This window comes from Candidatus Paceibacterota bacterium, from assembly GCA_035530615.1.
Taxonomy (GTDB): Bacteria; Actinomycetota; Actinomycetes; order Nanopelagicales; family Nanopelagicaceae; genus QYPT01.
Genome location: DATKUL010000001.1, coordinates 197,056 through 210,876, shown reverse-complemented (window position 1 = coordinate 210,876; position 13,821 = coordinate 197,056). Strand labels below are relative to the sequence as shown.

Sequence of the window (13,821 nt, the reverse complement as noted above, 5' to 3'; positions counted from 1 at the left end):
ACCTAAGGCGATAGTTCAAAGTCCAACCACAATATTCATTCGCATTTGCATATTCATTGCACAATCCCGACTTATACCTCTCGCGATTGCACGCGAAGAGCACGAGCGAGCGAATCGCGTGCTTCTGCTATCCGACGACGTAAAGCCGATGCGGCGTCTTTGCCAGTGACGTCAAGCCAGTAGTTGGCTTTATCCAGCGTTGTTTGCGTTGTTATATAAATTGGGAATGCATATTCAGTGAAGCGGGTTGCTGATTCGAAGGATTTGCGCTCGGACATTATCAACAACATTTCGAAGTAGTTGTCGACATAACTTTCAATCAGATCGCGATTCAACGCACTATTGAAACCGTTGATCAACGCGATGCGATTGGCATTTGAAGTCTCTTCGCTCACAATCTGCGCCCAAGCTTTTGCCTTGTCCGCGGGGGTTGGAAGCGCTGCTATTGCGTGTAGATGGCTCAGCTCACCCAAAGTAGAGGGGTCTTTCTCCAATTCTTTATCCAATTCGACTCGGGTGATGAGCCCGCGTTCGGCGAGTGCACAGAGCAAGTGCCAGCGCATGTCGGCGTCGAGTGTGAGTCCTTGAAGTTGGCCTTTGAGAACCGACAGGATTCGCTGGTTCTGTTCAGGTGTGATTGCAAGGGTTGCAAATGAACGTGCGTATTGGAGTTGGTGGTCGCTACCGGGCTCCGCGGAATCCAGGAGCGATTCCAATCCACTGGCAGTTCGTGAACGAAGTGCATCTCTCACCGAAGGATGGGCATATTGGTTGACAGCGATTGCCAACTGCTCGGCGATCTGTGCGACAACAGTGATCTCGGATTCTCCGGGCAGACCAGCAAGTGCGATGTCAACGAAATCGGTTGAAGATATTTCAGCATCGCGGAGCATGTCCCACGTTGCGCTGAAACAGAGCGCTCGGGCAAGTGAGTCGCTGATATCCCCAATGTGGCTCTTCAGCGTCGCTATTGAATTCGCATCAAAGCGGGTTTTCGCGTAAGTCATATCCTTGTCGTTAATGAGAACAAGGTCGGCGGCTTTCTCACCGATTAGTTCGGGAACATGGGTGATGGCACCAGATACATCCAGTTCAACTATTTTTCTGCGCAGGAGCGACCCATGCCGGAGGTCATAGAGGCCAATTGCCATTCGGTGGGGGCGAAGTTCCGTTGATCCGGCCGGCATTGTGGGTGCTTCTTGCTTGATTCCCGCTGCGGTGTAGATGCCGCCTGAAATCTCTAGAACTGGCCGCAGTGTGTTGACGCCCGCAGTTTGCAGCCACGTTGCCGACCATGCCTTCAGGTCGCGCCCACTCGTCGCTTCCATCTCAGCGAGAAGATCGGCAAGGGTCGTGTTCTTATATGCGTGCTTTGCAAAGTATTTCTGTAGACCTCGAATGAAGTTATCGCGTCCTACATATGCCACGAATTGCATGAGGACGGAGGCGCCTTTGGCGTAGGTGATACCGTCGAAATTAGAGTTCGCTGTTTCGATGTCCTTAACATCCACAACTATCGGGTGAGTTGACGACAACTGATCTTGCCGAAGGGCCCATGTCTTTTGTCGAGCATTGAAGTCTGTCCAGGTGTTCTTGAACTCGGTGCATTCATCGGTGGCGGTGAAAGCGGCCCACGTGGCGAAGGATTCATTTAGCCATAGGTCGTCCCACCACTGCATGGTGACCAGGTTGCCAAACCACATGTGCGACATTTCGTGGAGGATTGTGTTGACTCGATATTTATAGAGACGTTCGGTTACTTTGCTTCTGTAGACGAAGAGTTCTTCCTTGAAAGTTACCGCTCCGACATTTTCCATAGCGCCCCAGTTGTAATCAACCACGGCAATCTGGTCGTATTTATCAAAGGGGTATGCAAGTCCGAATACTTTCTCAAAATATTTGAAACCTTGTTTAGTAATTTTGAAAATCGCTTCGTGGTCCAAGTGTGGAGCAAGAGACTTGCGGCAGTAGAGACCGAGTGGAATCTTCTTCTCTCCGACGTAATCATCATGAACATGGTGATATGGGCCAGCGATGAAAGCGGTCACGTATGTAGCAATGCGGGCGGTTGGGAAGAATCTCCAGGTGGTGTACTCCGAGCCTGCTGGTATCTTGGATTCGACCGGGCTATTTGAAATCGCTTCCCAATGGTTGGGTACGGTCGCCGTAAGCGTGAAGGTTGCTTTCAAATCTGGCTGATCAAAGCAGGCATACATGTGTCGGGTTAGGGCAGGTGCACATTGCGAGTAGAGGTAGACCTCCTGATCGGCAGGATCAACCGAGTATTGAAGTCCCTCGCCGTCTTTAGAGAAGATTGCATCGGACTCGATGACGAGTTCGTTCTCTGCGGCTAGGTTCTTAAGGAAGACGGTCTCACCGTCGAAATGCGAAATATCTATTGCCACGCCGTTGAGTGTTGCCGAGATAATTCGGCGCGCTGGCGCGTCGATAAAAGTGTCAATGCCTGGCTGGTTGCAGGAAAAACGGACCATGGATTTGGAGTAGAAAGTCTCCTGATCGGGAACGATCTTGAGCGTTACGTCATAGCTCTCAATATGTAGGTACTTCGAACGTTCTTGCGCCTCGACTTGCGAGATATTTACCCCTGGCATGGAATTCGTCCTCTCTGACAACTTTGCCATCCTAGGACAGATATCTAGCAGAAGTAGAGGGTATTTCGGGCAAACTCTGGTGAATATGTCGAATCAGCGGGCATAATCTCGCAATGAGCGAACTAACTTTGAGGCCAATGACGGCAGTGAATTCAATGGAGAAAATGGCAGAAAGAAATCAAACCTCTATAAATCAGGTGTGCAGACACCTCGACCGAGAATCGCCGCACCGGTGAGATCGCCAGGTTGGAAATCTGTCACCGCAGAACTGGCTTCCGGAAACATTAACTGGGTCTGATCAGCAACATGTCCCAGACCAACTAAGTGTCCGAGTTCATGAAGAATCACGGCGAGGACAACTCGAATTCCATCCTGGGTGAGAAGTAAATTGGCTAATTTCTCAGAGTTAAGTTCGACTATTCCGGTGACGTAAACTCTCGGCCCGCTTCCGCGTGAAACGTACGCACTCCCGCTCTGACCCTCTACGTTCGCCGCAAAATCGGCATTCTCTGTGGCGCTCTCCCAGGCAAAAAGAACTGGCACCCAGTGATCGCCGTAACGGTCGGGTTGAAAGATATCTCGTTGAGCGGAGGGGGCTTCGGAAGTCGCCCCGTCGTAGATGAATTGAAGCCCTGTGGCTTCGGAGACTCTTGAAACGGCGTCCATAATTATTTGATTCCCGCCGAAGGGTTCACCATCTGGTCGAATCACAAAGTGGATTGGTCTGCAGGGGTCATACGCCACGGGAGTTGTCTTATCAGCCTGGTACTGAACGAATTTATACGAACTATTTGTAGAAGCGAGGGGCGCTGGTATTCCAATGGGGCTCGGTGACTCCTCAGTTCCCGGTGTAGGTCCGTTAGATGTCCCAACAACGGAGGATCCAGCAAGTGTCGACGTTGGCACAGGGACATTGTTGGAAATGAAATGCAGTCTTGTTCCAAAATTTCCACCATTTCGTGACCAGATGGAAGTTCCAAGTATGAGAATCAGTACTATAAATGGAAGCAAGGTTTTAAAACTTCGCCTTCGGGAATGACGTTTTTGCGCGCGAATCTGGCCAGGTGATACAGCACGCCACGTTTCACGCGGATTAATCCGACCCTCCGCTTCGTCGGTCACCCAACGTGGAATTCGCCCAGAGGGGGAATGTGGAATGTCGTTCGGATTTATTTTTCCGAAGTCGTCTTTGTGCACCTGCACCTCCAGGGGAATTGAGGTATGAAGAAAAATGGAAGCAGTAATTGAACGCTTGGTTAAAGTAGTTATTGTTGCCTAAAATAGCGCGAAAATGTAACAACTTCACTAGTCATAACTTCAAATGGACTAGGTACTACCCCTTATGAGTGTTGGATAGGGTCTGCTAAGGAAATTCAATCAAGAGGATGATGTCATCAAAAAGGGGGCGGATAGTGGGCACACATTTATTTTCACGTGTCCCATCTGAGCAAGCAGCCGCTCAAACCCCCGCCGAAAGAGACCGTGTGGTTGATGCAGCGCGTGCGTTCTCGCTCGTAATAGTTGTTGTTGGGCATGGCTTTATGGCAGTTGTCGGATGGGAAAACGGCGTCCCAAGAATTAGCAATATTCTCGCCGCGCACCCCTGGACGCAGGTACTGACGTGGATATTTCAAATCATCCCTCTCCTATTCTTTGCGGGTGGTGCCGCAAATACGATTTCGTGGGATAGGCATGTAGCTCGAGGCGGCAAGTTCCCAGAGTGGATGTGGTTGCGCACTGAACGGTTGCTCCGACCAGTCTGGCCTTTTCTACTTATCGTGGGAGTAATCGCTCCGCTGGTAACTCGATTTACACCACGAGCTCTCGCAGTACCGCTCTTATTTCTTGCTACGCAATTGCTCTGGTTTTTAGGTGCTTACTTACTAATTACGATGCTCACGCCATTATTTCGCTCGAGTTCGCCAAAACATGCCGCTGTCGTTACTTTTGTAATTGTTTTGGCATCCGGAGTGATTGACTCACTCCGTCTCTTCGCACATTGGCCGGCCATCGGACTTCTCAATTTCGTACTCGTATGGACCGTCCCAACCTATCTCGGGTCATTGCGAGCGCGTGGAATTCTTCGCATCTACTCAAAGCGGAGTCTGCTTGCAGTTCTATTCTCAAGCGTATTGATAAACGCGTTGCTAATAAGAATCGGTCCTTGGCCATTTTCATTTGTTGGAATGCCCGGGAATTCGATAAGCAATATGGCACCGCCAACAATTGTTCTTGCGCTGCACTCTGTCGTGTGGGTTTGTGCAGTGGCACTGCTTAACGAACCACTCACTCGTCTCCTTGCGCGCGAAAATATTTGGCGACCTATTACTGGGGTCAATCTTTCGGCGATGACTCTCTATCTGTGGCACCTACCAGTGCTCACGGCGGTCTTCGCCCTTTCACATTCCCTCGGCCTGGACCGTCCGACAAGAATCGGAGCTGACCACATTGCATATCCAGAAGGGTGGGGTTACGTCGCCTGGTCTTTCCCCTTCTGGCTCGTCTTCGGTATTGGAGTCTGGGGGATTGTCCGGTTGATGTGGCCTTTGGAGCACGTGGCCCTTCCTGGGTGGGACTCCTCTCCACTTAATCGCGCTCTGCGGGATCCGTGGGGATCGATCTGGGCAGGAATCGGGGTTTTCGGAGCCGGATCCGCCCTCTTGATGCTGGCAGCCACCGGATTGTGGGGTTTTCCGGGCCGAGTTCGCGAATATGGAGGGGTCCCGATCAATAATGGGCTAGCCGTCGGGATTCTGGTCCTATCGGCACTCTTGATCCGCTGGGCGGGGGCCAAACGTTAAGATCCCCTTATGCCTTAATCTATTCTATTAAATCTATTCTATTAGAACTCTATTAGACCTATTAGAACCTGCTGGAAATTATTGGACTGACATCACAGCGATTCGCCCGTGATATTTCGAAGAACCTGAGCGGTCAACTCGCGGTCCACCCGGATATCGACTCCGTCGAGGTTGTTGACGGGGACGACGAGCCGACCGCTAGATACCAACCAAATATTGATTGCCTCTCGGAGTTCAATACTCGTAATTAACGAGTATTGAGTGGTGAAGCCAGCAGACTCAAGCACACGGAAGACGGCGGCTTGAGTCGTTCCGGCAAGCACGCCGAGATCGAGCCGAGGAGTATGGAACCCAGTGTCGTTGCGAATGATCAGGCTGGAAGTAGAACCCTCTAAAGCGAAACCATCGCTACTGAGGAAAATCGCGTCGCTCGCGCCGCGCCGCTTTGCTTCTCGAAGAGCCGCTAAGTTGACGGCATAGGAGAGCGTTTTCGCACCTTGCAAAAGCCACGGCGATGTAAGCGTCACATCATGGCGGTATCCGCGATCGAGCGTGATTGTCCGAATTCCTTCGGTCCGTTCAAGGTAATAGTCGGGAGTCTGGGTGGCGTAGATCCAGGCAGAAGGCACATTGGTTCCCTCAATCCCGCGCGTAACAAATACTTTCACGAGAAGTTCAGGAACTGGGGTATGTGCATCGATGGCCGCGAGAACGGCTGCTCGAATGGCATCGAGATTGAGTTCTGGCAGGTTAAGCATTATTGCCGAGTGACACAGTCTGGTGAGGTGTGGTTCAAGTTCGAGGGCCGTACCGTTGATCACGCCGATGGACTCGAAGATGCCGTCTCCGCGAGTGATCCCTAAGTCGAGCACGTTTATATGAGGATCTGTTGGGACTAGTCGCTCAAAAAGCGGTTCCAACGAACCCATTCCGAGTGTTGCTTTGATCATGATGAGTACTGGCTCCTGAGTTGGTGCAGGCGTGACCTGTTTTTTAAAGTGCTTGTCTTCAGTCATGTCGCAGACCTTTCCATGAGAAGAAGATCACTGCAGTCTTATGACACCATGTTCCGCTCACGACTGGGGACCTGCGTCTTGGGTCAAAGCCGTGCGGATCCAATCTAGGCGACGCAATGGCATGAGCGCGTAATGGTAGATATGTAAGGCGACTGCCCCAGATTTTTTTACGACTCTGACCTTGGCGCTGAAATTATCGGCATCTTCAGAGTCCGGGATCAGTGGTCTCAACACGACAGAGAAAGGAGTTACCGGACTGACGGTATCGCGGTAGGCGGTTATCTTTCTCTCGAGACGATCAGGTGTATCGACGTACCCTAAAATTGATAGTTCATCGCTGACCGAGGCCGCTTCTCTCACGTTGACTCCGAGTTTGCGAGAGAGAACGGTGATCGAGTCATCGGCAGTAGTTCCTCGCATCACATGAGGCATGGCGCCTCCATGGTCGATGAACGTGAATTCCACACCATGTGCCGCTGCCACACCTCGGGCATCAGAAATCAGATTGGTAACAGTCCGCTCACGAACATCCATATAGGCGTCTAACTTTGTTTGCAATTCGTTGCCAAGTGGGAGTGGAGACGTTCCTGTTTGAGAAGGTTCGTCGAGCCATAACTGATCGAGTTGGGTTCGCAACTCGGTACCCAGTGTCTCGACGTCTACACCCGAATCTGATGCCGCAGCCGTGCAGTACTTACAGAAGCAGAGTGATAAATAGTTTCGCATAGTTAGGGGAATATCGAGTAAATATCTTTCGTGATGCAGACCGTGTTCAAACGGGCGGTAGTGAAGGCTTTCCGCCAGAATGCTGGCGACTGGATAGCGAGTGATGTCTTCGCAAAGTTCTCGGGCGTAGTCCTGCACCCGCGGGTTGGCTGGACATAGGTCAGTTACATAAGCGTCACCGTAAATATTGCGAGTCGTGCAATCTGGGTGCTCCCGTCCGAGGCGGGAGTTGTGGAGGAAGATAGTCCAAGCATTGACCGGCATTCCCAAGCGCTCGGCTTCGACACAGAGTCTGGCGAGCACATCTTCGCTTTTTGATTCCTGCGCTGTGGTTGGAACTAGACCTGAGCGAAAATTATCCCGCTGAGGTTGAAACCATGCGACGTCACCTTCGTGCTTATAGACGTGCGAGCGGGGATTGTGTGGGAAAATGTCACGAGCATTATGGTAAGTCGCAGAGAGCGAGACCGCATCTACTCCCGCGCGATCCTTCAGATTGTGCAGCACGGTGGCGTAACCCTCGTCAATCAGGTCTGTACCGAATACAAAAATGGATGATTTCATCTGATGCCCCTCTTCAGTACGCGTCCAGCAGCAACTCCAGTGTCCTGTCCTTCTGCGATGATCAGTTCTCCGTTGACCAGCACATACTTGACCCCGATCGCGAACTGATGCGGGTCTTCGAATGTAGCCGTATCGAGGATCGTGTTCTTGTCGAAGAGGACCATGTCTGCATGAAATCCTTCTCGTATAAGACCGCGGTCAGCCAGTGAGAACCGTGATGCGGGTAATGAGGTCATCTTCCGCACCGCATCCTCGAGGGTGAGCACATGATCTTCGCGCACGTAGCGTCCTAATACTCGAGCGAAGGTGCCATAACTTCGTGGGTGTGGCTTGCCACCTTCAGTCGGACTCAAAGTCCACCCGTCGCTGGCGATCATCGTACGAGGATGTTGCATAACCGTACTGACGTTCTCTTGAGATTGGCCGTGCACAAGAGTGAGAATTCCATTACCAAATTCTTCTAGCATGTCGAGGGCGACATCTACCGGATGTTCTCCGAGCGCCTGTCCGATCTGTGTGAGTGATTGACCGACGTATTGTTTGAACCGACCTGGCGGCAGGTCGGCAATGACTACGACATCTGGATCTAACTCGCGCAACCCCGCTCGAATATCTTCGGCGTCCTGTTTGATGATTTGAGACCGGATAGCAATTCTCTGTTCGGGATCTTGGAGTCGGCGTTGCATTTCGGTAACGCCACCGGCCATCGCCCAACGCGGAAGTATGACGGCTAATCCTGTGCTGCCAGCAGAGTATGGGTACTGATCCATGGCAATGTCGACACCTTCGCTCACAGCGCGGTCAATAAGTCGTAACGTGTCATCAATCTTGTTCCAGTTATTCCTTCCCATGGCTTTGAGGTGACTGATTTGTACGGGGACGCCAGCGGCAGTTCCGATTTCAATTGCCTCGTTCACCGCCTCGATGAGACCGGTTGCTTCACTTCGAATGTGGCTGGAGTAAATACCTCCGAAAGGCGCGAGCACTTTTGCGAGAGCAATTAATTCGGCAGTACTGGCAGCGCTTGCCGGAGCGTACGTTAGCCCGCTGGACATTCCAACGGCTCCAGCAGCCATTGCTTCAGCAACGAACTTGCACATCATTTCCAAATCCTGATCATTTGGCGATCCAGTATCAAAACCCATCGCTGCAATTCGAACCGTGCCATGACCTACCTGCACCGCAATATTGCTGGCTAGTGGCAATTGCTCCAGGAAGGCGAAGAACTCCTGTGTACTATGCCAACTTCCCCACGGTAATCCTGCATCAAGGAATGCAGAGTACTCACGAAGAAGGTGCTCCCTTCCTGGCACAACTGGAAAGGGGGAGATGCCGCAATTGCCAACGACTTGAGTAGTAACTCCCTGGCGAGTCATCGACTCAGCCCTAGGGAAGGCGGACAAACTAAAATCGCAGTGGGTGTGCACATCAACGAATCCTGGGGTCAGAGTTAGTCCATCTGCATCAATTTCGCGACTTGTTCGTTGTGCCGTTCCAACGTTCTCTATAGCGGAGATTCTCCCATTGGACACAGTGATGTCGGCAGGGAAGGCCTTACGTCCTGTGCCATCAACGACAGATGCGCCACGTAGCAACAGGTCGTTCTTCACGCAATCAGTCCGTCTCGGTAAGTATGGCGAGCGCGTTGATCTCAAATAGGACGCCGGGTCTTAGTCCGACAAATACAGTGGTGCGCGCTGGGTAGGGCGTCTCAAAGAATTCTGCGTACACACGATTCATTCTGTCGAAGTGATCCGAATCGGTGAGAAAAACATTTACGGTTATTACATCGCCCAGAGTCCCACCCGCTCCCTCGAGAGCGAATTGCAGGTTCTTTATAGCAAGTCGAGTCTGCTCTTCTAAACCTTCAACTAGTGTCCGGTCGGACAAGTAACCACACTGTCCCGCAATCGCCACGAAGTTCCCTTTACGAATGCTATGGCTGTAAGCGCCCCCGGGTGGCGGTCCTGTAAAAGTTTCATCAATTTTTTGAATCATGAATCATATACCTTTCAGAAGAACGTAAGAATGCCATCGACGACATTGAAGTCGTCGTCAATGACCGGGAGCAGTCGGAATTTATCGAATGCCGTGCAGGGGTGGGATAACCCCAAGACGACCACATCACCAGGATTTAGTTTGGTCGCAGTGGGAACGGTAAGGAACGCATGTTGATCCATGAGTTTGATGGTGGAGCAATCGACCAACTCCGAAACGGTCCCATCCTCGTGGTGGACACGAAGGGGAATTGGTAGATCCACATCAAAGGAGACGTCACGTCTGCCTGTGCCTAAAACCACGAGATTGGACTCGGGTCGAGAGAGTACGACGGCCCATGCTTCAAGGGCGTTGGTCAAGTAAGAAGATTCCTCGGGCGAACGTCGACCATCGAACGGTGACATTTTATGGTAGCGACCAGAGTCATGGGATATATAACAACCGCTGCGCAAGACGAGACGGACATTCATATCTGTGCCAGACCAGTCTGAAAGAACCGCGACCACGCGGTCGAAATAAGCGCTGCCGCCTGCAGTGACGACGATCTCGTCTGTAGAGAAGAGATCGCGATTGGCAAGTTTGACCGTGACGTCACGAACACGTTGAAGTAGAGCATCAACGGCTTTTATATCTTCAACACTACCGCCCCGCGCGGAGAGACCCTCGTAAGTTTCCACGCCAGCGAGTTCGAGAGTTGAGGATTTAGCTACTGCTTCTGCGGTCGCTAGGACTTCCTCTTCGCTGCGTGCGCCGCTTCGACCACCTGCAACGCCTACCTCGACAAGGACGCGCAACTTTCTCTGCGAACCTGCACTCTGCAGAATCTGATCCATCCGCGCGACAGCATCCGGATTATCAACTAGGCAGAGAAAATCAAACGAGGGATCAGCGTCGAGTTGATCTGCCACCCAACGGAGAGCAGAGGGCTCGACGAGTTGGTTAGCGAGAATAATTCGGGAGACTCCATACCGTCGCATTACGCGCACCTGAGACGGAGTGGCGGCCGTAATACCCCATGCACCTGCAGCGATCTGAAGATCGAAGAGCTGGGGGGACATTGTTGTCTTGCCGTGCGGTGCGAGAGAGGCACCATGACGCTGACAGTAATTCGCCATAGTGGCGATGTTGTGAGAGATCGCGTTCACGCGCAATGTCGTCACCGGTAGAGCTAGGTCGCCGCGAGCTACGTTCCAGCCTTGCTTGCCGATCTCAGAGAGTTGCAACTGTGCATTGAGCGGAATGCCCTTGTAGTGATGATCGAGCTGTTCGTCTCTTAGTTGGTTGAGGTTGAGGGGCTTCACACTGGATCCGCCACTTGTGTCCGTACGGGATTGCTGAGAATGCCGAGTCCTGGGATGCGACACTCTGCGATGTCGCCATCTTGAATTACTACTGCACCGGGAGTTCCAGTGGAGATGATGTCGCCCGCAAAGAGCGGCATTACTTCGCTATGGAAACTCACTAATAGTTCTGGCCCAAATGTCATGTTGGCGACGCTATTGCTGCGGTGCTTGCGACCATTGATGACCGTGGTTACGACAATATCGTTAAGAGTTGGAAACTTCTCAAGCACTTCGGCGAGGGGAATCAGTGTCGGGCCGAATGAGAAGAAAGTACTGAAGTTTTTCGCTCGTGTTAAGAAACGGGGATTGCGCTGCAGAATATCTTCCGCGGTCTGGTCGAGAATCAAACAGACGCCCCACACGTAGTCAAGCGCATCCTTTTCGGAAACATTGCGACAGGTCCGTCCGATCACGAGCCCGAGCTCAGCTTCGGCGGTGACTCGAGTGCTCTGTGGGGGAAGGTAGATGTTGTCGTCTTGACCAATGATGGTGTGGTCACCCTTGATAAACGAGGCCGGTTCGGTGGGTGGTACCTCGTTGAGGTCTCCCGCGTGTTCTCGGTAATTCAAACCGATTCCCCAAATTTTATGGGGGCGACGGTATGGAGGTGCGTACTGAACACTCTCAGGTGCTCGGAAAACATTATCGGGAGCGACCTTCGCAAGTCGGCAAAGATTCTTATAGGTGTCTCCTTCAAAAAGGGACATAGCGTCGCCAAAGTACTCTGGGAGGAGATCGCCAACGAGGACAACACCTCGTTTGGTATCAACTAGTGCGGGGCGTTCGTTGACTCCGTCTCGAATGGTTGCGATACGCATTAACTCTGTCATCTTTCTCCTAGAGTATTGATTGTCGGTTCGGTTGTTGATTTCACTTGGTATCCAAGTTTTCTCCGTGGAATTCAATGAGGGCCATACTGACTGCAGTTACACAGGCTTCCAACATGGTGGCACCTAGAATCGGGTCCGCATTCGATGGGCTGTCGCTGTAACCGGCGGCGCCTCGGAAAGGTCCTGGAGCGCCGACTCGATACAACGAACCCTTCGGCCAGTTCGCCTCTGGCTTCTCTCGACTAGGAGCCAACGACAAACGTACGAGGTCGGGTCGCGCAGCTAACATGAGTGAGGTTTCAAAAGCGCCCGCGTGTCCAGGTAATTCACCGAGGTCTTCAACTCCGCTCTCTATGAGTGCGGGACGGGCCATGTGGAAGTAGCTTCCAGCCGCGACACGCACCCCTTCCGTCAGCGCCACATCGCGGGCTACGAGTTGAACAATTTCTTGATTCCCACCGTGCCCATTGATTATGAATACGCTTTTGAACTTGCTCTGGAGAAGTGTGGTGACCACATCGCGTAGGGCAGCGTAGAGAGCTTCCGTGGTGATCGAAGCAGTTCCGCCGTGCAACAGATGGTGGTGTGAACTTCCGTAATAGAAAGATGGGGCAACGACTACGGGAATGCGCTTCTCCACTTGTGAAACCGCTGCGCGTGCAATGTGTTCAGCTAAAATCGTATCTGTGCCCAGAGGTAGATGTGGGCCGTGTTGCTCAAGGGCACCGATGGGCAGTACAACGAGAGTTCGCGGGCCGTTTTCTTGGCACTCGCTCCGTGTCCATTCCTCAAGGTGAGTATTTGTAGTCACAGTGTCCTTTCGTTATTGCCGGCGAATCCGACGCTTTCCTTAAAGGTCCAAGCGATAGTGGTTTATTGCATCGATGTCGACTTCCACGCCCAGGCCCGGACCAGTTGGAACATTGATGCATCCAGAAACGACTTCAAATGTTTCTGAAATTACGTCACCTTTATGGTAAAGAAATCCGCAGGCATCTGCTGCTAATTCATAGGAAGGCAGTGATGCAGCAAGATGCAAATTCGCTGCTGTGCCGATTCCGAGTTCGGGCATGCTGCCGACCCAGGTACTAATTCCTGACGCAGCTGCGATTTCCGCAATGGCGCGGGCGGGGAATAGTCCCCCTGCTTCGCTTACGTAAACATTGATGATGTCGGCTGCCCTTGCTTGCACTACTGCGAGTGCATCTCTGATTGACCAGACTGCATCATCGGCAGCGATAGGAATCTCAGAGCGATTTCGCAGTTCTGCCATTCCTGCCAAGTCATGCGCGGGGAGCGGTTGTTCTATTAATTGCACATCAAAGTCGCGAAGTTCGCTGATCCGACGGGCCGCTACGGAGACGGAATGCCATCCCTCGTTTATATCAACGCGGATCGACACATCCGGACCGGCTGCTTCTCGAACCGCGCGTATCGCCTTTCGATCATCTTCCCAATCACGACCCATTTTAACTTTCAGAGTTCGAAATCCGCGTTGGACCCAAGTGGCCGCTTCCTCCGCCATGAGGCTCGGCTCGTCCATGTGAAGCGAGATGCTGAGATTGACACTGCTCTGTGTAACACCACCAAGGACCATGTGTGCCGGAATGTTTGCAGCTTTGGTGATTGCATCGATTAGTGCCATCTCGACTCCTGCGCGCGCAGGGGAATCCTCCCGACCCGGGAGTATTTTCTCCATCATCTGGGAAATTTGGGTAATGGAGTGAGCCTCTAGTCCGACAAGAGCAGGAGCAAGGATGCGATTAACATCGAGAGTCAAGCCGCTTCCCATTCGACCCCACACAAGAGAGATCTCACCCCAACCAATCACACCTTGATCAGTGTCAATACGAACAATTCCAGCATCAGTGTAAGTGCGCACACCGAATGCACTGCGAGCTGCGTGCACTCGTGGAACCCTGACGGGAAAA

11 protein-coding genes are annotated in these 13,821 nt (G+C 52.1%); 1 reads left to right on the top strand and 10 read right to left on the bottom strand.

Translation table 11 applies throughout. The annotated features are described in order from the left end of the window. Positions 1-71 precede the first annotated feature (71 nt). Together pepN and VMW30_01125 are read right to left on the bottom strand one after the other, a co-directional pair. A complete protein-coding gene (pepN, locus tag VMW30_01130) occupies positions 72-2,633 on the bottom strand; it encodes an aminopeptidase N (GenBank protein HUW86973.1) in 2,562 nt (853 codons plus the stop codon). Positions 2,634-2,798: 165 nt separating this feature from the next. Continuing rightward, positions 2,799-3,809, bottom strand: coding sequence for a matrixin family metalloprotease (locus VMW30_01125; protein HUW86972.1), 1,011 nt, complete (start codon positions 3,807-3,809; stop codon positions 2,799-2,801). A gap of 215 nt (positions 3,810-4,024) precedes the next feature. On the opposite strand from VMW30_01125, the gene VMW30_01120 reads away from it, so the two are divergent. After that, a complete protein-coding gene (locus tag VMW30_01120) occupies positions 4,025-5,413 on the top strand; it encodes an acyltransferase (GenBank protein ID HUW86971.1) in 1,389 nt (462 codons plus the stop codon). A 92-nt stretch (positions 5,414-5,505) separates the two neighbouring features. Here VMW30_01120 and VMW30_01115 read toward each other — a convergent pair whose 3' ends face one another. The 8 genes from VMW30_01115 to VMW30_01080 are packed head-to-tail and all read right to left on the bottom strand — an operon-like array spanning position 5,506 to position 13,799. Beyond that, complete coding sequence (locus VMW30_01115) at positions 5,506-6,429, bottom strand: aminotransferase class IV (protein HUW86970.1); 924 nt, start codon at positions 6,427-6,429, stop codon at positions 5,506-5,508. Between the two features lie 57 nt (positions 6,430-6,486). Further along, entirely contained in the window at positions 6,487-7,719 is a 1,233-nt protein-coding gene (locus VMW30_01110; protein HUW86969.1) for a hypothetical protein, read from the bottom strand. Continuing rightward, positions 7,716-9,329, bottom strand: a complete 1,614-nt coding sequence (locus VMW30_01105) for a D-aminoacylase (protein HUW86968.1) — start codon at positions 9,327-9,329, stop codon at positions 7,716-7,718. Before VMW30_01105 ends, VMW30_01110 begins: the two co-directional genes overlap by 4 nt. Before the next feature lie 4 nt (positions 9,330-9,333). Continuing rightward, entirely contained in the window at positions 9,334-9,717 is a 384-nt protein-coding gene (locus VMW30_01100) for a RidA family protein (GenBank protein ID HUW86967.1), read from the bottom strand. Positions 9,718-9,731: 14 nt separating this feature from the next. After that, complete coding sequence (locus VMW30_01095; GenBank protein ID HUW86966.1) at positions 9,732-11,018, bottom strand: amino acid deaminase; 1,287 nt, start codon at positions 11,016-11,018, stop codon at positions 9,732-9,734. Further along, on the bottom strand, positions 11,015-11,890 hold the full coding sequence (locus tag VMW30_01090) for a fumarylacetoacetate hydrolase family protein (protein HUW86965.1): 876 nt from the start codon (positions 11,888-11,890) through the stop codon (positions 11,015-11,017). The genes VMW30_01095 and VMW30_01090 overlap by 4 nt, the downstream gene beginning before the upstream one ends. Before the next feature lie 40 nt (positions 11,891-11,930). Further along, entirely contained in the window at positions 11,931-12,701 is a 771-nt protein-coding gene (locus VMW30_01085) for a creatininase family protein (GenBank protein HUW86964.1), read from the bottom strand. A gap of 39 nt (positions 12,702-12,740) precedes the next feature. After that, a complete protein-coding gene (locus VMW30_01080; protein ID HUW86963.1) occupies positions 12,741-13,799 on the bottom strand; it encodes an enolase C-terminal domain-like protein in 1,059 nt (352 codons plus the stop codon). Positions 13,800-13,821: the final 22 nt, after the last annotated feature.